The organism is Rhodopirellula europaea 6C, assembly GCF_000338295.1.
Lineage (GTDB): Bacteria > Planctomycetota > Planctomycetia > Pirellulales > Pirellulaceae > Rhodopirellula > Rhodopirellula europaea.
The window spans coordinates 38,944-59,849 of record NZ_ANMO01000236.1 but is presented as its reverse complement, the minus strand read 5'-3'; the positions used below and the strand labels follow the sequence as shown (position 1 = coordinate 59,849).

Here is a 20,906-nt window from a genome sequence, read left to right as displayed (position 1 = left end):
CAGAATCATTTTGAGCCAACCGTTTGAATGAGTGCGAACCCTTATCAAACGCCTTCGACTCCACCGCCGGGATCGGAGCCAACCGATCCTCCTGCAATCGCCAGAAATGAATGCCCGCTTTGCCGGACAACCAACGAGATCGGGTCCGTATTGTTCTCATTGCAATACGAATGCAAAGGTTGCGGAGCTCGAATGTTCGTCGAGATGCCGAAAGGACATGAATGGATTCGCTCTCTCATTGTCGCCACACTATCGTTCAGCCTCTTGGCCCCCGCGTTATTCGGTCGATTCGAAATTGGCTATTTCTTTCCGATAGTATTTATCGGCATGTTGTCGGCTGGCACAATCGCCCGCTACAAGTTTGGCGTGCTGAGCGTCTATCGCGGTGGCTGGTATCAAAGACCAGTGAAACGAAAGTCACTGCCGATACCAACCGAGAAAGAGCGACGCACCGAAGAGTCGCTGAAAACGGAGTTGAAAGGTTCCGAAGAACGCTGAGTTGCAATTCATGTCACGGCCCGCCCAACGTGTTCATTCAAAGCACAACTCAAGACAACAAGCTCACACCACGGCCTTGCTTTCTCGCGACCATTGCGATCGCAATCAGCCCCGCGACCACGGAACAAATGCACGCGACCACACCGGCTGTCGAAAGTCCGCTCACCCACCCGTCGTTCCCGTCACTCGGCTGGCCAACCAACGCTGGAAAGAAGTGGGTTTGATTCAGCCTTCTTCCGCCACTCAGCCTGAGTGCTGCCTCCGATCGACACCTCGACGTCGCCTGTTGCGATGCCGAGAAGTTCAGGCAGATCGAGCACCCGGCTGACGTTCAACAAATCCGGTGAATCTCGATTGGATGTCGGAAGATCCAACAGTTTCAAATTAGTAATGGAATCCGACCAAATGGAAGCGTGCAATGCAATGAATGCCGAATCGCTCTTTCCACTCAATGTCCACGGACCGGCCAATGCCAATTCATCTCGACGTCCACTCAGTGCTTCCATGGCGCTGACGACGTCGTAAATCTGCATACCGGCAACAGTTTGTCCCAACAGCATGAAACGGCGACGAATGTGTGTTCTCTCTCGCTCATCACGCGACCATTCGGTCGGGCCAACTCCGCGAGGTGCGATCAAGACCGTCGGACGCCTCGATTCGATTATCTCGTTCCAAACATCCTGAGAAGGCTGCACGTTCGGATAACGTTGCGGGGCGACCACCGCCAGGCCGGACGCGGCTCGTTCCCAACTCGCTTGATCCAACACAACCACATCGACGGGCGAACCTGCCGTGGCTGGCTCCTTTGGTGAAGTATCGCTCTCCGCTTTGGCTGGATGCACGACGATCAATGGCAGGATATATGGGTCTTGGCTCGTGTATTGTGCAAAGGTGACCTCAGCGTCGGCGCGTTTGAGTTGCTCGACCACTTCCAACGTTTGTTCTATTGAGACATCATCCGGCCAACCCGCGAACGTCATTTCACGAAGTTGTTCTTTCCGATGTTCACTCAACCTCGCCAGCTCTTCAGGTGTTGAAGGCGTTTTTTCAAGCGTTGCTTTGGGAACAAAGGTTTCGTGAATCGTTGTCACGCGTTCGTCCTCGGGCAGTTCATCAAACACCTTCAGCTGTTTGGTGTCGAAGAGTTTGGTCGCCACGGTGTCGACCAGTGACTCATCTTTTTTCAGATGGCGATTCATCCATCGAAACGCATGGATGCGTAGCTCTTGAGTGTCACTATGCGGACCGGAAGTGATCTGCAAACCGAGGTCTTCCTCCGCTCCATAAAGCTCGTAAATTTTTCGCACCTTGGCGTGGACGTCCACGACACCTTCCAAAGGAAAGATCGAATCGCGGTCGGAGTTGGAGATCAGCAACGGTCGTGGAGCAACCAACGCGGCGACCATCGGGAAATCCCAGCGATATCTGTTGACCATGTACATGCAGTCGCAGTGCCCACTGACGCAGCCATCGACCACATGGTTGTGAAGACTGGTAATCCCAGCCACCGGCACCGCCGCTTGGATACGTTCGTCAATCGCGGCCACCCACCACGAATAGGCTCCGCCGCCACTTCGCCCCGTCACACCAATCCGATCGGGATCGACGTCGACTCGAGCTTGCAGCACATCGATCGCCCGCGTGCTGTTCCAGGCTTCGACGCCCGCCGGTGTGTAGCCACGATTGTTCCACCACCACATCTTCTCACGGTAGGTTCCGTGATGAGTTCCTTCAAACTCACCAAGTTGGATGGTATCGATGACCAAACACACGTAGCCATTGCGAGCGAACCATGCACCGTGGTGTTGGTAGTAAACCTTGTTTCCGTAACTGATGCCGTCTTCCACGACGCGTCCGTGACCACACACATACAGGACCGCAGGCAGGGGCTCATCTACTTTCGCCGGCCGATACAAATTCGCGGTCACATACAATCCTGGCATCGACTGGAAGTGCAGCTTTTCGACCACCACGTCGTCCTTGCGAACTTCGCCTGTCACGGTCGTGTGGAGTTCGCCCCGTTCTGGCATCGGGTTCAATCCCAACATGTCCAGCAGTTGCTGGCGGTACATCGCTCGCTTGCTCGTCCAGTCCTCCAAATCCTCGATGTCCGCGAGTGATCGTTCCGCCAACAAACGAGTTTGCTGCTCGAAGTATTCCGGCACCAATTGATCGCCATCGGTCGTGTCCGCCGGCGCGTCATTGGCCCGAGAGCACGTGGAGAGAACCAAAAGCACCACAAACAAAATCGGTGCAATGCCGGGCAGAGGAAGCGGGCGCATGAGTGAACCTCAATCGCGAAGACGGTGGGATGATGGGGCGGGGAAGCGTCCAGTCAATTTCGAAATCAACCGGACGCTCGGCTCCATTGTAGGTGGTTCAGGCCTGCCTGTGCTTCACCAGAACGATCCATCAACTCTTCTTTGATAAGACAACTCGATCGCAACCGATCACGCACGGCGATTATATTGATCAACTTGTTCATTCAGCGTCCACAGGTCGTACAGCCAACCCACGCCAAAAAGCCCACCGGTCAGGAGATAGATAACGCCGGTGATCCACTTTTCGAGATAGAAGCGGTGGATCCCAAAGAGCCCTAAAAATGTCAGCAGAATCCAGGCCATCGTGTAGTCGACTGGGCCGGACGTGAATCGTCTCTGGGCACGTCGATCCATTCCCGGAATCAGGAATAAATCAATCAGCCATCCAATTCCTGCTAGCCCAAGGGTGAAGAACCAGATCGTTCCGGTGATTTGCTTCCCGTAGTAGAAACGGTGTGCTCCGAAGAAACCAAAGATCCAGACGATGTACCCGATCACGATGGAATGCGTTTCGGGCGACGGCACGTCCCCTTGCGCCGGTGGCGCAGAGGGCTGGGGATGGTTTTGAGTCGTTGACATGGCACTTCGCTGCAATCGGATGTTCGCATCGCGAAAAATTTGCGATGACTGAGGCACTTACCCCGTCGGGCACGATTGATGAGTGCATGTGGCGCGCCATTTTACGAGACACACCAAGACCACTGTTTCTTCCGCGATTCAGCGGATGCTCAAGCGTTCTAGGATTCCAACGAGCGACCTTGCCCGGACCGCTCCGCTTTGGCTTCTGCCCGGCTACGTTGTTGCATGTAGAGCTTGATCGGGACTTCGCCGAACGGCAGGTGATCTCGCATCCAACCAATCAGGTATCGCTGGTAGTCGTGGGTCAGAGCTTTGGGATCGCTGCACATCACCACAACCGTTGGTGGCTCGGTCGATACCTGCGTCGCGTAAAAGATCTTTGGCCGACGGCCTTGGTACATCGCAGGTGGATGCTGCTCGATCGCGGCTCGTAGGATGCGGTTCAGTTCGCCCGTCGACACTCGGCTTTGGGCTTGTTTGTAAAGCATCGCCGCGTGGTTCATCACCGCTTTGACGTTGCGTCCGGTTTGCCCGGTGATGAACGCGATCGGTGCGTAGGACAACGTGGTGAATTGGTGACGCAGGTATTTCACCCAGCGTTCGGTTGGAACCTCTTTGTCGACCTTGTCCCATTTGTTGACCACAAAGATCACGGGCTTGTGATGCTCCATGATGTAGCCGACGAGTTGTTTGTCGACCTTGCTGGTCTTTTCCAAGGCGTCAAAGAACATCAGCACGACGTCGGCACGCCGGACGCTACGTTGGGCTCGGTGCGTCCCGTAAAAATCCAAGTCCGTTCGAATCGATTTGCGTTTTCTCAGCCCCGGCGTATCGATCGCCAGGAAAGTCTGCCCGTCGATTTCGAATCGCACGTCCACGCTGTCTCGCGTAGTACCGGCCACTTCGCTGACGATCATCCGATCGGATTCCGCGAGAGTGTTGACGAACGTGCTCTTGCCGACGTTTCGACGCCCAACAATCGCGATTTTCATCGAAGATTCGGGCGCAACCAAATCCTCGTCCTTCTCCGGCAGTCGATCCACAATGACCTGGATCAAGTCATCTCGGTGTCGGTTTTGCGTGGTGCTGACCGTGATCAGGTGACCTCGTCCGAGGCGTCGGAATTCGTCCGCGTGAATGTCCTGGTGCTCTTGGTCAGCCTTATTGGCAACCAGAATCACGGGCCGTTCCACTCCCCGCAGGCGTTCGACGACTTCTTCATCAAGTGGCATCAAACCGGTCTGAACGTCGACGACCAACAAAATCACGTCGGCCGACGCGATGGCCATATCGATTTGCCGGCGCACGTCGTTGGTCAGGTCATCAGCGTCTTCGACCCCCATTCCGCCGGTGTCGACAAGCTCAAAAAACTGGTCATCCGACTCGATCAGGGTGGTCATGCGATCGCGAGTCACACCTTCGAAGTTATCGACGATGGCGAGCCGACGGCGAGCGAGCCAGTTGAACAGGCTGCTCTTGCCGACATTGGGGCGGCCGACGATGGCGACTTGAGGGACAGGCATGACAAAAATCGAACAGAGGGTAAAAGGATCGACGAATCGGTGGTAACCTGCCAATGGTAAGCTGCGTCGAGCATTTCAAGAATCCCTTCCTTGCTCGAACTTCCCCGCAATGACCGTTTTTTTGACGCGAAAACGCCTCCCCAGTTGCCCATGACCTCCCCAGAAAACGACCTCGACCCCGGCGAAACTCACGAAGCCGCGGGAGAACTGCTGGCTCACTTGCAGCGGGTCGGCGTTCGGTTCATCCCCCAACCAAAGGCGGAATCGGTCGAATCATGGAATTCACGCTGGATCCAGGACGCTGCCCCAGCTGACTCTCAACCCGCCGTCGCGGCGACCAGTCCGCAATCACCTCCTCAACCATCCGCCGCTGGTTCTTCGATCGGACCAGAGGTCAAAACGCCACCGCGAGCGCCGGATACCCGACTGCAACCGGTCGAATCATTTTCTGCCAGCGACGATCCGTACCCGGGAACCAGCTTGCCGATTGCGGAACGCGAAAATCAGTTGGCTAATTTGGCGTCGGTTGTCGCTGGATGCACCAAATGCACCTTGCTGGCCAAGTGCCGGACCCAGACCGTTTTTGGCGAAGGCAATCCCGCCGCGAGATTTGCGTTCTTCGGCGAAGCTCCGGGAGCCGACGAGGATCGATTGGGGCGACCATTCATCGGGCGTGCCGGGCAATTGCTCGACAAAATGGTTCAAGCCTGCAAGCTTCAGCGGGAAGACATCTACCTGCTCAACACGGTCAAATGCCGACCGCCTGAAAACCGAAACCCCGATCCCACCGAATTGGCGAATTGCCGCGAATACTTTGAGCAACAGCTTCAGATCCTGCGTCCCGAATACATCGTGTGTCTCGGTGCGGTCAGTGCTCATTCATTGCTGAAGACCAAACTCTCCATCGGTCGTCTTCGGCAACGTTTTCACCAGTACCACGAAAGCAAAGTGTTGGTGATCTATCACCCGGCGTACTTGCTGAGAAATCCTGACGCGAAGAAGGCGGCCTGGGCCGATCTTCAGATGCTGATGCGAGACGCGGGGTTGGCCTGATTCCGCTGCTGAACAGAACCAGTAGCATGAATTCGGCTTCGTTTCGATGCTATCAGGCTGGTGATTTGGTCGTGTACCGAATGACAACAATTAGTCGATGGGCGTTCGCCTCGCTTATCGCTTGGTTGACCGCCGCTAACGCCGTGCGACTCGTGAAATCAACAGCCCGAGATCAACCAACGGCGACGGCATCGTCTTCTGGTGTCGCTTCCATCCAGCTATCGTCTTCTTCCTCTTCAGCTTCGCTGGGCACGTTGGCTCGTAGTTCCAACAATTCCTCGCGGATAGTGTTGAACTGCATCGCCATCGTTGACCAGTGATCATCGTTTCGGAAGGTTATATTTCGACCTTCTTTACCGTCGATCAAGTTCTGCATTTCGCGACGCATACTGAAAATCGGCCCGGCAAATCGGTTGCTGACTTTCAACACGTCGTAAATCATCAAAGGTCCCAATACCAACAGGCCGGGGACCCAGTACATCGCCTCATCCGTCAATGAAAAAAACAGATCCGCGGTATTCACACCGGGATGGATCATCGACTGAGTAAAGAATTGAATGACAACGAAATAAGTTACGCATGCGGTTCCGTAGAGCATTGCGCGCAGGATCAATGCTACTTGGACGTCTTGGTCGATCAACAATTGTTGACGCAACGGACGTGTGGGTCGCTTGGCTTTCACGGGGCAATCCAATTCAGTTAGCGATGGCGTCGGACGAGTTGTTCAAACTGTTGCTCGTCTCAGTGACCAAAATGCTGATACCCACCGACGCGGTCACAATGATCAGTGACAGCATCACGGCGTATTCAACAGCGGTCGGGCCATCTTCTTCGAGCAAAAATCGCTGGATCGATCGCAAGAAGGGTCTTTGGGACATGGAAGTGACTTCATACGGTTGCAATTCTGGGCGGCAGGATCACGCTCCTACTCTGTCAAAAACCTAGCCCGGCATTGCCCAGTGAGCCGGGCATATTGAATGGGTTTGCCTCCGAAGTGGAAATTCATGCCGATCGTTCGGTTTGTGACATTTGCGCCGGTTTAACTAGAGCGAAGAGTGAAAACTGAGCCCCTCGCGCGAGTCATTCATGGGTTTGGACAGTTCGCCAATTGAAAGCTGCCGCGAGAATCACCTCCCTAACCAAATTAAGGCTGCGACGTGGACAAACGGCGTTTCGTGGCGAAGTATCCTGTGAAGCTTCAGTTTGATCCCAGTTTGGTACCTCGCCGCCCTAGGTCTATGAAAGATGCGATTTCGATCGATCCTGCTTTCACGCGTTTTGGCTCCTGCGTTCAGTCTTCGTTTCTCCACTGCAATGGTTTGTTTGGCCGTCGCAATGGCGGGATTGCTGACCGCGGTCGCACCGAGCACCGCGTCCGCACAACCGTTGCCCAACCCAAAACACAGCGACCCAACGGACAAATTTCATCCTCTGGAACCATGGCTGCCGACGCCGAACGTGTACCGAACCGCTTCGGGTGCTCCAGGAGCTCAGTACTGGCAACAACGGGCCGACTACAAAATTGACATCTCACTGAACGATGAGAACCAATCGCTCAGCGGCACCTGCGAGATCACCTATCACAACCAATCTCCTGACACGCTGGACTACCTTTGGGTCCAACTCGATCAAAACCGATTCAAGAACGATTCGGTTGCCATCACCAGCAAGTCAGCTCCCGGGATCGGCTCGCAAGCAACCTTTAAATTCGTCGAAACCATGTTGGCTCAACAAGCCTTCGATGGCGGCTACAAAATCAGCTCGGTAACCGATGGAAAAGGTGGCGAGATCGATCACTTGATCGTCGACACGATGATGCGAGTGGACTTGGCCAAACCATTGCCGCCCGGCAAGTCAACCCAATTGGCGATCGAGTACAGCTACAACATCGTCGACGCGAAGGTGATTCGAGCTCGTGGCGGTTACGAGTTCTTTGAAGACGACAAGAACTACATCTACGAAATCGCTCAGTGGTTCCCACGGATGGCTGCCTACACCGACTACACCGGTTGGCAACATCATCAGTTCCTCGGTTCAGGCGAATTCACACTGGAACTGGGTGACTACGACGTAAGCATCGAAGTCCCCGCGGACATGGTGGTTGCTTCGACGGGAACGCTTAAAAACACCGACGAGGTTCTCAAACCGGAATGGAAGACGCGTTTGGCGAAGATGAAGAAGGGTGAAGATCTTGAATTCATCGTCACGCCAGAAGAAGCCAAAGAGAACGAGAAATCCAAATCCAAAGAACGTGCGACATGGAACTTCACGGCAAAGAACGTTCGTGACTTTGCGTTCGCTGCCAGTCGCAAATTCATCTGGGATGCGATGCCCGTCACAGTTGGCGACAAGACCGTCCTGGCGATGTCTTACTATCCCAACGAAGCCGAACCGTTGTGGAGCCAGTACAGCAGCGAATCCATCGCTCACACGCTGGAAGTCTACGGCCGGTACTCGTTCGAATACCCCTACGAAGTCGCGATCAGCGTTAACGGCCCGGTCTACGGGATGGAATACCCGATGATTTGCTTCAATGGCCCCCGTCCCGAGGACGACGGAACGTACAGCAAAGCGACCAAGTACGGTTTGATCAGCGTCATCATTCACGAAGTCGGCCACAACTTCTTCCCGATGATCGTCAACAGTGACGAACGACAATGGACGTGGATGGACGAGGGTCTCAACACGTTCCTGCAGTACCTGACCGAACAAGAGTGGGAAGACAATTATCCTTCCCGCCGTGGTCCGCCGGAAAAGATTGTTCCCTACATGCGGGGCAGCAATCAACGTCCGATCATGACCAGCAGCGATGAAATCCTGCAGTTCGGAGCCAACGCATACGGAAAACCCGCGACGGCTCTGAACATCCTTCGTGAAACCGTCTTGGGACGAGAACGATTCGACTATGCGTTCTCGCAGTACGCGAATCGTTGGAAATTCAAACGCCCAACGCCGAGCGACTTCTTCCGCACCATGGAGGACGCCTCCGGCACCGATCTGGATTGGTTCTGGCGAGGTTGGTTCTACAGCACCGATCACGTTGACGTCTCGATCGAAGGAATCGAACTGTACTTGATCGACAGCGGCGATCCAGACGAAGCCGCCGAGCGAAAACGCAAGCAGGAAGACGCTCGCGAAGATTCAATCTCTGACGAACGCAACCGCGCTTTGCCACTTCGCCGCCGCATCGAATGGCGCCCCGGCCTGAAGGATTTCTACAACGCGCCGGACTACGACGAAGACAAAGTCGAAGAAAACGACCGCAAGAACTACCAAAAGTTCTTGGACAAACTCGATGACGAACAACGTGCCATGCTTCGCCGGACCACGCGGTTCTACGTGGTGCACTTGGCAAACAAAGGTGGATTGGTGATGCCGGTTCCTTTGCGAATCCACTATGCCGACAACACCTCCGAGGACATCCAATTGCCAGCCGAAATTTGGCGGGTGAACAGCAAGGAAGTGAAGCGGTTGTTCCTGAGCGAAAAAGAAATCGTTCGCTTAGAAATCGATCCAAAGCGAGAAATCGCGGACACCGATGGCGGCAACAACCATTGGCCACCGAAGTTGGAACCAAGCCGCTTCAAGCTTTATCAATCAGGCAAATCCAGCAATCCAATGCGAAAAGCAGCCGAAAAAGAAAAGGCCGCCCAAAAGAAGAAAGAAGAGGAAGAAAAAAAGAAAGCCGCTTCCAAGGACAAAGCCTCTGACGAAGCTTCCAAAAAGTCTGGCGAAGACAAGAAGCCAAAGGACGAAGGCGAAAGAGCGAAGCCGGCTGATACCAAGAAGAAGGTTGAAGCCGGCAAGCCTAAGCCGAAGAAAGCAGCCAACGAAGGCAAGAAAGAAAGCGACGACGACAGCAAATCATCGGAGGCCACCGACGAATGATTGCGTTTGTCACTTCTTGCTGGCTGGTTCTCAGTGGGATGCTACTGCATCCCACTCAGGAAACACTCTGTGAACTGCAGTGGAATCCTGAGTCCGAACGAATCGAAATCGCGTTTCGCTTGTCGCTCGCCGATGAAGAACGCTTGATAAAGGAAGCCAATGCAACGCTTTCGAAATCAGGCAAACGTGAGTCCGAGCCAGCAACCGGCGAGAAGTCGAGCGTTGATCTGAAGCCGCAAGAACTAGCGTTTGGGAGACACATGACGTTTGCAAATGACGACGCGTGCATTCCTGCTCCGAAGCTCGAAAACGCCGCGAAATACCATTGGGTTGGACGCCGAGAAGAAGGCATCCACGTCTGGTGGTTCGCGGAGTACGAGGTTTCAAAACCAAAGGATGGTGAGGTCAAACCGCCCAGCCACGTGCGTTGCGACTTGTTCGTCGACACCGCTCGCAAAACGGTGCATCCTGGTGGCCATGGTCCTCACGACGCGTTTCAAAACACGTTTGTGATCTTAGGCCATCCGGTTCCAGTTTCCGCGGTCATCACGCCGCGGGAACCGGTCGCTGAATTGAAGTGGCCTGACTGACCATCCGGGCCGACGCGAATCCGCCGGCCCAACATGAAAATCGCGAGGTGGCCTCAGGCCGCCATGCGAGCATTCTGAGTCGACACACTGGAAGTCTTTCGAGCGTTGGCGACTTCCTGTGCCAACACTTCTTCCGCGAGCGATTGATAGTCAATCGCTCCATTGCTCTCGCCGGAATAATCGAAGATCGATTGTCCGAAGCTGGGAGCTTCTGCCAAACGAATGTTGCGGCGAATCCGAGTGTCAAAGAACTTGGCACCGGAAAAGAATTCGCGGCCGTCTTTGGATGCGGCAAAGAACTCATCAATGTCGGTGCTGACTTCCGCGGCCAAACGTGTGTTCGCATCGTACATGCACAACACAACTCCGCTGAGGCGAAGCTTGTTGTTCATGCGGCGCGAAACGACTTCGATCGTTCGCAGCAATTTGGACAAACCGTGCAGCGCCAAGAAGTGTGGTTGCAATGGCAAGAACACTTCTTCGACCGCGACCAACGCGTTGAGCGTGAGCACACCCAAGCTTGGCGGGCAATCCAAAACCAAGTAATCGAATTCTTCTTCATCGTCGGCGAGCTTGTCGCTGAGAATCATTTCACGGCCGACTTCACCGGCCAATTCCATTTCAGCGGCAGCCAAGTCCAAGTTGGACGGCACGACGAAGAGGTTTTCACCGACTTGTTGACGAGCTTCCGTCAGCGAAACATCGCTGCAAAGAACTTCGTACATCGAAGGAACGCTTCCGTCGATGGCGGTGATCCCAAGGTGCAACGACGCGTGGGCTTGGGGATCCAAATCCATCACACAGACGCGACGACCGGATCGAGCGAGAGCGGCGGCCAAATTGACGCTGCTGGTCGTTTTGCCCACACCACCTTTTTGGTTGATGACAGCGATTGATCGCATGATGGCAATGCTCCTGAGTTACAAATGGTTAGTGTCGTGCGTGTGGATGGATCCGATCCAAATCTGACAACCAATCAAGCGGTGCGAAGATCGCTACGCAGTTCTTGGTATGCCAGAAGGACTTCATACAAATCTGAGTCGATTCGCACCACATCATCTGCGAAATCCATCAGCCAAGTTCGGTTGCTTTGGGCGGCGTCAATCAACAATCGAGCCACTTGCGAAAGCGGAAGAGAAACGGTTTTGGACGTTCCTAATCCAGCCATTCGGTCCAGTTCCATTTCGCGGCGAGCTTGTTTCAGGTCGGTGGAATCCGTTTTAGATTGGTGACGAGCGGTAAGGGATGTCACAGAGAGTCATTCCATTGACGAGAGTTTCGGTTGGCATGGCCGCGAAGATTGGCAACCCGATGGTCAGGATGTAACAAGCCGAGCGGGTTCGACGCCAGGGCGTCGCGTGAAAGAACTATCGACTGTGCCGATTAGGTAACTTGAGAAAATTTTGCGGGCAAAACGATGAGCTTGAACCCGATCTCAAAAACTCTTGGAAATACCTTCGATTTCAGTCACTAAATTGCTCTGCCGACTGCTCGAACAGTCCAACTAGATCGCTTCGCCAATTCATTTTCCTAGTTGAATGAAGCAGTCGTTAGCGATCATGATGGTGGCTGCCCCCTGAATCCCCCCACGATGGACTTCTGCGATGCCCGCCCAGCCTCAGCCGCCTTCAGAAACGCAGCCATCCGAAACGTCACCGCAGAAAACACTGAGCGAAGCGGACGGATCCAGTCCCATCGCTGGCAACCAATCGAACCAGACCCTTCGTCAATCAATCATGGGTTGGTGTTTCAAGCCAATGCCCGTGATGACATTGGCCGCCGAAGCCAAAAAAATCGGCTACGTCGCATTGGAAGGCGTCGGAGCCGAACACTACCCGGCGATCAAAGAAATGGGACTGGAAATCTCCCTGGTCGGCAGTCATGGCTTTCAGAAAGGCCCGCTCGATCGAGCTAACCACAAAGCCGTCGAAGAATCGCTTCGTAAAGGAATCGATCTGGCGGTGAAATTTGGTGCGCCGTCGGTCATCACGTTCACTGGCATGCGAACGGCCGGAATCACCGAAGAAGCCGCGTTCCAAAATTGCGTGGAATGCTGGAAGCGGGTGATTCCCTACGCTGAGCAACACAATGTCCAAATAGTGCTGGAACATCTCAACAGCGTGGACGATTCCCATCCGATGAAAGGCCACCCTGGATACTGGGGCGATGACATCCACCGGTGCGTGGATTTGATCCGAGCGGTCGATTCACCGGTGATGAAACTGCTTTTCGACATCTACCACGTCCAAATCATGCACGGAGACGTGATACGTCATCTACGCCGCTATCACGAATTTGTGGGGCATTATCACACCGCCGGCAATCCGGGCCGCGGAGAGCTGGATTTTAACCAAGAAATCAACTATCCACCTATCATCAGGGCGATTCGCGAGACCGGTTATACTGGCTACCTCGCCCAAGAATTCATCCCCACTCACCCGGACTCGATCGCCTCTCTCAGCCAAGCCTTCACGTTGTGTAACACCTGATTCTTGGACTCCCGCCGCCGAACGTTCCATGTGATCTTCGGCAAGCATTTTCGCACATGTCCGAAAACACTCCCCCCAACGACCGACCGATCGATGCTTCGATCGACGACGCGATTCCGGATTCGGATCGCGACGCGGCGGAGGGTGACGCATTGACCCGCCCGGGTTTGCCAACGGCGGAATCGGACGATTCAGACGACCACGGGGACGATCGAGCAAGCGATTCGATCTTTGACCAAATCCGTCATTGCCATCCGAATCCGATCGCAGCGACCGATCTTCTAGACGACCTGCATTTCGCGACACTGGGTTTGCGGACGTTTGAAAGTCGGTTGCACATCATCCGTACCGCGACCAAACGCAGCGCCGGTGCTCTCGCGTCGGTCCAAGTCAGCAAACCATCGACGGTCAACGAGTGCCATCTAGCTCGAGTCATCACATCGGCCTACCGAGTGATGGATCCGCGTTATCGAATTGACCGACACCAGCAAGTTCAACTTGGCCGCATCCTTCCGTTCGAAATGGAGAGCGTGTCGCACACATCGTTTTCACAAGAAACGATCTTTGCTTCGACCGACCAAGCATCGCCGATTCAAAACAACGTGTTGATTCCTGGTCTGCCTCCCGCGGCAGGCAACCGGTTGGCTGACGTGGCGATTGAGGCCAGCGATGCACAAACCGTCGCGATCACGGCAGATGAAACATCGCACTGGGTTCAGCCATCCGTCGAGCGTTCGTTGCTGGAAGACTTGCCCCCCCGCAACGAAAACGAATTGGTCCTCGAAGAGATGCGTTCTCATCGTGGCAGATGGAAACGATGGATGTCGGAAGTCCGGACCTTGGTGGGGCTCTCGATTCTTTGCCTGTCCGCCACGTTCTACTTGGCGTACTGGTTAGGGGCTCGGAAAGCCAATCAATCGACACTGGCCACGCAGTACTCAGAACAAACCGGTGCCGTTCCAGTCGAACTTCCGACGACGCCGATGGACGAACCAACCGCTGACGAATCGAACAACGACGACGTGCCGGACGAGATCCCCGATGATGCCGAACCACCGGAGCAAATGATCGCGGTTGCTCCCGCAGTTGAAAGCACTGAGACTCAACCACAACCAGACGCCGCAACGGAGATGGACGAAACCACTCGCGATGACGCGGTTGAATCGATGACGCCCAGCGGTCCTGCGGTTGCTGAACTTGCATCCGAGATGGCTGATGACTCGGATGATGCAGCAGAGCCGGTTGAGGACACACCGGATGTTGCCGAGATGGCAATGGCGGAAACGTCCGACGCCAACAACAAAGATGACATTCCGGACGACGACGGTACTCCCGCGACACCGACACCCGAACCCAAGAAGGCACGATTCACGGAAATCGAGATCAGCGAAGCGACCCAGGAATTGTGGGACGAGACCGAACGGGCGACACGCCGGTTTCGATTGACCGAGGCGGCTGGCTTGATTGATCAGTGGGAATTGATTGCTGAACTCGCGGGCAACGGCTCTCTCGAACACCTCGCGGCGATGCACTTGAGCCTGCGTGCCAGCTGGCTGGTCGAGCCCTTCGAAACAACGCATCTGCGTGCTCAAGATTTGGTCGCCCACACCGCGATCGCAACGACACCGTCGACCGAAACGGTCCCAAAAACACCCCAGGAACCTTGGTCCGATTCGGTTGTGCGTCGGCTCGTCGAAAGTTGGCGGGATTGTCGACAAACCATATCCACCACCGATCACCTCAATCATTTGCTACTTCAAGCGAACACGTTGCTGGATCAATTGATCCTGAACAACGAAAACCAGTGGTGCGCTTCGTTTGGTTTTGACGTTGAGAAGCTGGTGCCATTCGCAACCGACGAGCAATTGCAAAACGAACTGGGCGATTTGCTGGCGTCGATCAAAACGATGCCAACCGAATTGGAACTGGAACGCATGAGACAATCCGAAACGTCAGCCGGCGTTTTGGGACGAACACTTTGCTTGCAGCTACGACGTTGGGAAGACGGTGTCCCATTGATGTGCAAAGCATCGGATTCTCGATTGGCATCGCTGGCGAAAGCCGAGATGCAGTGGCGGGAAGATTCGGATGACCTATCTGACAACGAGGCCGCGGAAGCTCGAGGAAAACTCGGTGTGAGATGGTCTAAAATCGCGAGTCGATACGGTGGTCGCGACGCCGCTTCGATTCGTTTGCACGCCTTGGAATTGCTGGACGGCTTGGAATCGTTTGCGAACGATCGATCGGAAATCAGCGAGTTACTGCCGAGTTATGTGACGGCCAGCCTATCGGAAGCCGCTGCCACTCAAAGCCTGTCCGCGCCGGTTCGACTGTCTCGATTGCGATAGCCGCTCAGCCGCCTTGAAATTCTTCGACGGAGACCGCCATGACCGACGGCATCGAATCACTCTTGCCGCCCGCCGTCGCGATCATCCTGGCCCTGATCACCCGCCGAGTCCTGCTTCCTCTCGCGATTGGAATTTTCGTCAGCACTTGGTTGTTAGCCTCCAACGAAGACGGTGGCGCAGCTTACACTCTCATCCAATCATCGAAGCAGTTCTTTGCCACGATCGATCAATCGATTCGCGATTGGGACCACCTCCATGTCCTAGCCTTCACGTTGCTTCTGGGCGGAATGGTCGGCGTTTTGGAATCAGCGGGAAGCATGGCACGGATGATCTCGGGATGGACTCGCCGTGTGTCAACACGCCGAGGCGGTCAAACATTGATCGGCTTCACAGGACTGTTGATCTTCTTTGACGATTACGCCAACACGCTGCTGGTTGGTGGCACCATGCGGACCACGGCGGAACGCTACGGCATATCGAGAGCCAAACTTGCTTATTTAGTTGACTCAACCGCCGCTCCGGTTGCTGGCCTCACCCTCGTGAGCACCTGGGTCGCGACAGAACTGAGTTACTTGCAGACTGGGCTGACCGACGCGGGGATCGAAGCGACGAACATGACGTTCTCGGTGTTCTTGCATAGCCTTCCCTATCGCTTCTATCCGCTGTTGGCGTTGTGGTTTGTCTTTGTCATCGCCCGATCAGGGAAAGATTTTGGTCCGATGTGGGAGGAAGAAAACGCCGCCTCACGCAAGCCAATTCATCCTTCCCGTTGGACATCATCGACGTCCTGGCGAGACACGGTCGCAGCGGTCATGCCAATCGTGATCTGCTTGATCGTGATCAGCGGAGTGCTCATCTGGACCGGTTTGCAAACTCCTGTCGAAGGCGGGATGTCGACCTGGCAAACCTTCGGTCATGTCATCGGAAACGGCAACTCCTACTTGGCTCTTGTTGCCGGAGGTGCCGCGGGCCTGGTTGTCGCCGGGGCACTGGCAATGCTACTAAGCAAAGTGTCGTGGGAATTGGTCGCGATGGGAACCGTGGAAGGCATGTTCCAAATGCTGCCGGCGATGGCGGTGCTTTGGTTGGCATGGGGACTCTCCTCGCTCACCGGTGCGGACCAACTGAACACTGGCGGCTATCTCGCATCCATCCTGGACACACGCCTTCCCGTGGAATGGCTTCCCACGTGCGTGTTCCTGCTTGCGGCGTTCATTGCCTTTTCCACCGGAACCAGTTGGGGCACGATGGCGATACTGACTCCTCTGTCTGTCGCGTTGTCAATCAATCTGCAACAAGCCGCGCTGGCAGCATCCGACACTGCGGTGTTGGACGGTTTGCAATCGACCACAACGGCTTCACTCGCGATGTCACCGATTTGCCTTGCCACGTTCAGCAGCGTGCTTGCCGGAGCCATCTTCGGCGACCACTGTTCGCCGCTGTCCGACACAACGGTGTTGTCCAGCCGTGCCTGTGACTGCGATCACGTGTTGCACGTGCGAACGCAAATGCCCTACGCGTTGGTGGTTGGCGTCACGTGTATTCTTTTTGGGACACTGCCGGCATCCTGGGGCATTTCGCCTTGGATCAGTCTGCTGGTCGCCGCGACGGTGCTCTGGTTGGTCGTTCGCGTGCTCGGCAAACCTCCCCAAACCGCAGCACCCTAGCCGAGTTTGCTGGTTCTGCCAGATATCCCGATCCTAATTCAGCACGACGCCTCACTCGTCGGCGTTCGGTTGAGCCTGTCCTGTGGATTGCCGATGAAAGATGAGTGGAGTGCTAACTCATACAGTGCTTCCTCTCATTTGCATGGCAGGTTTCTCAGCGAAGTGAATAGTTCGTCGACCATGAGTATTGCTGACGATCGCGGATTGACGAAAGCGGCAATCTTGCTGATGAGCCTTCCCACGAAGGTCGCGGCAAAGGTCCTCGGTCAACTTCCGCCGCGATTGATCGAAACGATCAGCATCAAAATCGCGCAGATCGACTCGGTCGGTGGTGACGAACAAGAAGTCGTGATCGCTGAGTTCCTGACCAGCAAAGCGAGCTCGATCTACGCCAGCCCAGGTGGCCTGGAACGAGCCAAGGAACTGATCAAAGAGGCGTTGGGGCGAGACGCCGGAGAACTGATCGGCAATCTGCAACAAACCATCGAGGCGATGCCGTTCGGCTTTGTCAAAAAGGTCGACACGCAAACACTGCTTCAATTCATCGGCGAAGAACACCCACAAACCATTGCATTGTTGCTGTCTCACGTCCCGTCGTCCTATGCGGCGGAAGTGCTCGCGGGGCTGGATCCCGTGAAACAGCTAGAAGTCATCCGGCGCATCGCATCGATTGGCCGCACCAGCCCAGCAGCGGTTTCTGAACTGGAACGTGGATTGGAACTTCGCCTCAGCAACATGGTCAACCAACAACACAGCAACACGGGTGGGGTCGAAAGTGTCGCTGAGATCCTCAACGTGGTCGAACGCGCGATCGAACGGACCATCATGGAATCTCTGGGCCGCGAAGATCCAGAGTTGTCCGAAGACATTCGACGACTGATGTTCGTCTTCGAAGACATTTCCAAACTGGGCGACCGCGACATCCAAGCATTGCTGAAGAATGTCGAAACGGCTCAGTGGGCGATGGCACTGAAGGGTGCCAGCGAAGCTTTGCAGCAAAAAGTGCTGCGAAACATGAGTTCGCGGGCCGCCGAAAACCTGCAGGAAGAAATGGGCTATCTGGGCAGCGTTCGAATCAGCGAGGTCGAAGCCGTCCAACAAAAGATCGTCGATATCGTCCGGCATCTCGAAGACACCGGCGAAATTTCACGTCCAACCGGCGAAGCCGAAGAAGAGTACGTCACCTAATCATTCTCGCTCAGCCCTGCCTGAAAGCTCGCTCAAAACCGAGTTTTCCTTCGCGCCAACCCATTTTGCCTTGATACAAAACGGTTGCTTTCCCTTGGGATACTGCGCCCCGTCAGAAAAAACGGGTTCACCTCACCAAAACGGCTGAAGCATTTGACCGGTGCGGTCCGATACTCCTTGTACCATGGATTGGGAGGGTGGAACGATCGGTGCCATATCGTTCCAGCAATGATAGGGCCATGGTGAGGCAGGGAGGGCTTCACCATGGCCCTTCCCTTTGCCCCATCAAGTTTCACGCGATTCGTTTCACAACATAGCAGCGTTGCAAACTCGCCTCGAACAACGACCTACAGTCGACGAATTCGAATGTTGCGATACGAAACTTCGTCGTTGTGATCTTGCAAACAGATATGTCCGTTGGTCGGTTCACCGAAACCTTCCCATTTGCCGAACTTTGATTTAGCAACTCGCTCGTTCCAGTCGTCGCTGCCTTTAACGAACTCGCAGTAGAGAACTCCGTTGACCGCGATCTCGCATTTCTCAGGGGTGATCAGCACTCGCAACTGATTCCACTCACCAACCGGTTTCGTGGCATCCGTGTCCGAGGAATACAACTGGTACAACCATCCGCACTTTTGTGGATCGTGGCCACCCTTGTGGTCTTGGATCTGGATTTCAGGTCCGGTGTAGTAAGGCGGCTTCTTTGTCTCGACGACATGAAACATCACGCCGCTGTTGGCCGCAGGAGTGACCTTGAAATCGAGCTCCAATTCGAAGGCGTCAAACTTTTCTTTCGTGATCAAGTTTTCGCCGCGGGCGGCGTCGCCCTGATCCTTGCGTGAAATGCAGGTCAAAGCATCGCCTTCAATCTTCCAACCGGTCGTCACCGAGTCGCGGTTGTATTCACGCCAAGCATCCAAGTTGCTGCCATCAAAAAGTGTTTCCCACTTTCCGGTCTTGGCGGCGTCCTCCGCCATTGCGGCGGGTGAATGGGCAAGAAGTGTCGAAACACACAGTGTGACAGCAGCAAAGAAATACGTTTTCATCAGCAATTCGCAGGTGGGAAAGTGGGGTGGGGACATAGGCGGGAATATCCGCCGAGCTGCCAAACAGAACAGCTGGCGAAGATTTTACTCGCTGACAGCGTCCGATGTGGGTTTCGATTCAGAGTCTGAGGCGGACACACGAAAGAACTGCACTTCGACCGGAGTTTGTTCCGCTTAGGAATCCGATTCATCGCCGTCGTCGACTGCTGGAACATCTAAACGCGTCAGACCCACCGTCAACGTTTGTGCGCCTCCACCTTCGAAATACTCGATGCGGATCGGATGCAAACCGGCCCCGGCACGCACCAATCGGCTGACTGTCATGGGCGGATGGTTGCCGTCGTGGTCCAAAAACAATTTGTCATGCAGGAAAACTCGACTTCCATCGTCGGATGTGATTTGGAATCGATACAAACCCTCCTCCGGCACGCGGAACATCGCGTCGATCCTCAACGCAAAATCGTCGCGCTGATCAGCCTGGATCTCCTCTAAGTTCAGCGAATCCACTTGCCCTGATCTTGCAACTTCCATCTCTTCAAACTCGGGCAACTTTTTGAACTTGCCCAGGTACATTCGATAGTCCAGACCAGGTTCGTGCTCGTCCAGCTCGATGCCTTGCAGCCGAGGCACCGCAACGGTCTGCAGCGAAACCGGAATCGCTGTTCCGCGTCTGCTCGCCAGCAACTCAACCTCTTCCGATTCTCTAAGCACTTGATCCAACACCAGCGTGTATTGAGCCGCATTGCGAACACGGCTACCTGCCACCATCTCAATCACATCACCGGCAAGTCCCCCCGCTGTTGCAGCTGGTGAACCTTCTTCGACTGTGGCGACAACGGCTGCTTCGGCATGCGGATTGAGTGAGATGCCAACCCTTCGATCGTGGCGCAGTTCCGGTTCAACAATTCGAACAAGCAATTTGCGAACACGATCGATTGGAATCGCAAAACCAGCATTTTGCTCTTCCGGGTTCACGCGAGAAACGATCCCGATGATCTTGCCTTCCATATTCACCAACGGGCCGCCCGAATTGCCGCGATTGCTCGCCGCATCGAACCGCAAATAGTCGTCGCGTGCGAGCAAGTTGTAGTTCGTCGCAATCAATGCGTTGGGCATGTCCAAGTAAGTCTTTTTGGAACTGACAATTCCGGACGTGATTGTGATGCCGTGTCCACCAGGGTTGCCCGCCACGACAACCGCCTCGCCATTGTGCACATCGTTGCTCCGTCCCAGCGGAACGGTTGGCAAGCGTCCCTTCACGTGCAATAGGCGAACGATAGCCATGTCCTTTTCGGGCATTCTGCCAACGACCTCAAATTTGCCTGCAACTTTGCCCAGAACCACGTAGCCGCTGTTGCTCGACAACACATGATCGTTGGTCAACACATACCCGGACGATTCAATGATCGTCCCACTGCCCGAATTGAATCCGCCGGTCCCCTCATCCCTTAGAAACAAACCGACTACCGCGGGCTCCACCTTTGCAATGACGTCCACCAGCGGTGACCAGCGAGGAGACCTTGGGTCGAGCCTCTTCGGTTCATCCGCCGAAACCAATGGCGAAAACGTTTGCCAAGTCAAAAATGCACAGAGAACGATCCAAAAAAGTCGCATGAGTTTTCGCGGCGCAGGTCGGTGGAGATTAAAAGCCAACAACCTACCTATATCTCCACTGACTCGCGATCCACCAACACGGATTCCGACTCACTACCGAGT

At 54.9% G+C, this 20,906-nt stretch carries 17 protein-coding genes; 8 read left to right on the top strand and 9 right to left on the bottom strand.

Annotated elements, in window-relative coordinates:
* Positions 1 to 27 precede the first annotated feature (27 nt).
* Entirely contained in the window at positions 28 to 498 is a 471-nt protein-coding gene (locus RE6C_RS25420; RefSeq protein ID WP_039963411.1) for a hypothetical protein, read from the top strand.
* 182 nt (positions 499 to 680) lie between these two features.
* On the opposite strand, the gene RE6C_RS25415 is transcribed toward RE6C_RS25420, so the two are convergent.
* From RE6C_RS25415 to der, 3 genes are all read right to left on the bottom strand, one after another.
* Entirely contained in the window at positions 681 to 2,780 is a 2,100-nt protein-coding gene (locus RE6C_RS25415) for an alpha/beta hydrolase family protein (RefSeq protein WP_008661262.1), read from the bottom strand.
* Positions 2,781 to 2,948: 168 nt separating this feature from the next.
* The gene (locus RE6C_RS25410; RefSeq protein ID WP_008661260.1) at positions 2,949 to 3,455 is read right to left on the bottom strand and encodes an NINE protein; all 507 of its coding nucleotides are present in this window, start codon (positions 3,453 to 3,455) and stop codon (positions 2,949 to 2,951) included.
* A 101-nt stretch (positions 3,456 to 3,556) separates the two neighbouring features.
* Complete coding sequence (der, locus tag RE6C_RS25405) at positions 3,557 to 4,921, bottom strand: ribosome biogenesis GTPase Der (RefSeq protein WP_008661259.1); 1,365 nt, start codon at positions 4,919 to 4,921, stop codon at positions 3,557 to 3,559.
* Positions 4,922 to 5,011: 90 nt separating this feature from the next.
* On the opposite strand from der, the gene RE6C_RS25400 reads away from it, so the two are divergent.
* On the top strand, positions 5,012 to 5,974 hold the full coding sequence (locus tag RE6C_RS25400) for a uracil-DNA glycosylase (protein WP_008661258.1): 963 nt from the start codon (positions 5,012 to 5,014) through the stop codon (positions 5,972 to 5,974).
* Positions 5,975 to 6,146: 172 nt separating this feature from the next.
* On the opposite strand, the gene RE6C_RS25395 is transcribed toward RE6C_RS25400, so the two are convergent.
* Entirely contained in the window at positions 6,147 to 6,656 is a 510-nt protein-coding gene (locus RE6C_RS25395; protein ID WP_008661256.1) for a hypothetical protein, read from the bottom strand.
* Positions 6,657 to 6,669: 13 nt separating this feature from the next.
* Positions 6,670 to 6,852 carry a Flp family type IVb pilin gene (locus tag RE6C_RS25390; protein WP_037250441.1) on the bottom strand — a complete coding sequence of 61 codons (183 nt, stop codon included), beginning with the start codon at positions 6,850 to 6,852 and terminating at the stop codon, positions 6,670 to 6,672.
* 367 nt (positions 6,853 to 7,219) lie between these two features.
* On the opposite strand from RE6C_RS25390, the gene RE6C_RS25385 reads away from it, so the two are divergent.
* On the top strand, positions 7,220 to 9,862 hold the full coding sequence (locus RE6C_RS25385) for a M1 family metallopeptidase (protein WP_008661252.1): 2,643 nt from the start codon (positions 7,220 to 7,222) through the stop codon (positions 9,860 to 9,862).
* The gene (locus tag RE6C_RS25380; RefSeq protein ID WP_008661250.1) at positions 9,859 to 10,452 is read left to right on the top strand and encodes a DUF6702 family protein; all 594 of its coding nucleotides are present in this window, start codon (positions 9,859 to 9,861) and stop codon (positions 10,450 to 10,452) included. Before RE6C_RS25385 ends, RE6C_RS25380 begins: the two co-directional genes overlap by 4 nt.
* A gap of 53 nt (positions 10,453 to 10,505) precedes the next feature.
* Here RE6C_RS25380 and RE6C_RS25375 read toward each other — a convergent pair whose 3' ends face one another.
* Both RE6C_RS25375 and RE6C_RS25370 read right to left on the bottom strand, forming a co-directional pair.
* Positions 10,506 to 11,354, bottom strand: coding sequence for a ParA family protein (locus RE6C_RS25375; RefSeq protein WP_008661249.1), 849 nt, complete (start codon positions 11,352 to 11,354; stop codon positions 10,506 to 10,508).
* A gap of 74 nt (positions 11,355 to 11,428) precedes the next feature.
* Positions 11,429 to 11,704 carry a hypothetical protein gene (locus tag RE6C_RS25370; protein WP_007330042.1) on the bottom strand — a complete coding sequence of 92 codons (276 nt, stop codon included), beginning with the start codon at positions 11,702 to 11,704 and terminating at the stop codon, positions 11,429 to 11,431.
* A gap of 352 nt (positions 11,705 to 12,056) precedes the next feature.
* On the opposite strand from RE6C_RS25370, the gene RE6C_RS25365 reads away from it, so the two are divergent.
* From RE6C_RS25365 to fliG, 4 genes are all read left to right on the top strand, one after another.
* Positions 12,057 to 12,941 carry a TIM barrel protein gene (locus tag RE6C_RS25365; protein WP_008661247.1) on the top strand — a complete coding sequence of 295 codons (885 nt, stop codon included), beginning with the start codon at positions 12,057 to 12,059 and terminating at the stop codon, positions 12,939 to 12,941.
* 56 nt (positions 12,942 to 12,997) lie between these two features.
* Positions 12,998 to 15,289, top strand: coding sequence for a hypothetical protein (locus RE6C_RS25360; RefSeq protein WP_008661245.1), 2,292 nt, complete (start codon positions 12,998 to 13,000; stop codon positions 15,287 to 15,289).
* A gap of 38 nt (positions 15,290 to 15,327) precedes the next feature.
* Positions 15,328 to 16,956 (top strand): Na+/H+ antiporter NhaC family protein, encoded by a 1,629-nt coding sequence (locus RE6C_RS25355; RefSeq protein WP_008661243.1) that lies wholly within the window; start codon positions 15,328 to 15,330, stop codon positions 16,954 to 16,956.
* Between the two features lie 180 nt (positions 16,957 to 17,136).
* Positions 17,137 to 18,144 carry a flagellar motor switch protein FliG gene (gene fliG / locus RE6C_RS25350; RefSeq protein ID WP_039963408.1) on the top strand — a complete coding sequence of 336 codons (1,008 nt, stop codon included), beginning with the start codon at positions 17,137 to 17,139 and terminating at the stop codon, positions 18,142 to 18,144.
* A 347-nt stretch (positions 18,145 to 18,491) separates the two neighbouring features.
* On the opposite strand, the gene RE6C_RS25345 is transcribed toward fliG, so the two are convergent.
* A complete protein-coding gene (locus RE6C_RS25345; RefSeq protein WP_008661241.1) occupies positions 18,492 to 19,226 on the bottom strand; it encodes a 3-keto-disaccharide hydrolase in 735 nt (244 codons plus the stop codon).
* A 138-nt stretch (positions 19,227 to 19,364) separates the two neighbouring features.
* The gene (locus RE6C_RS25340; protein ID WP_008661237.1) at positions 19,365 to 20,804 is read right to left on the bottom strand and encodes a PA14 domain-containing protein; all 1,440 of its coding nucleotides are present in this window, start codon (positions 20,802 to 20,804) and stop codon (positions 19,365 to 19,367) included.
* Positions 20,805 to 20,906: the final 102 nt, after the last annotated feature.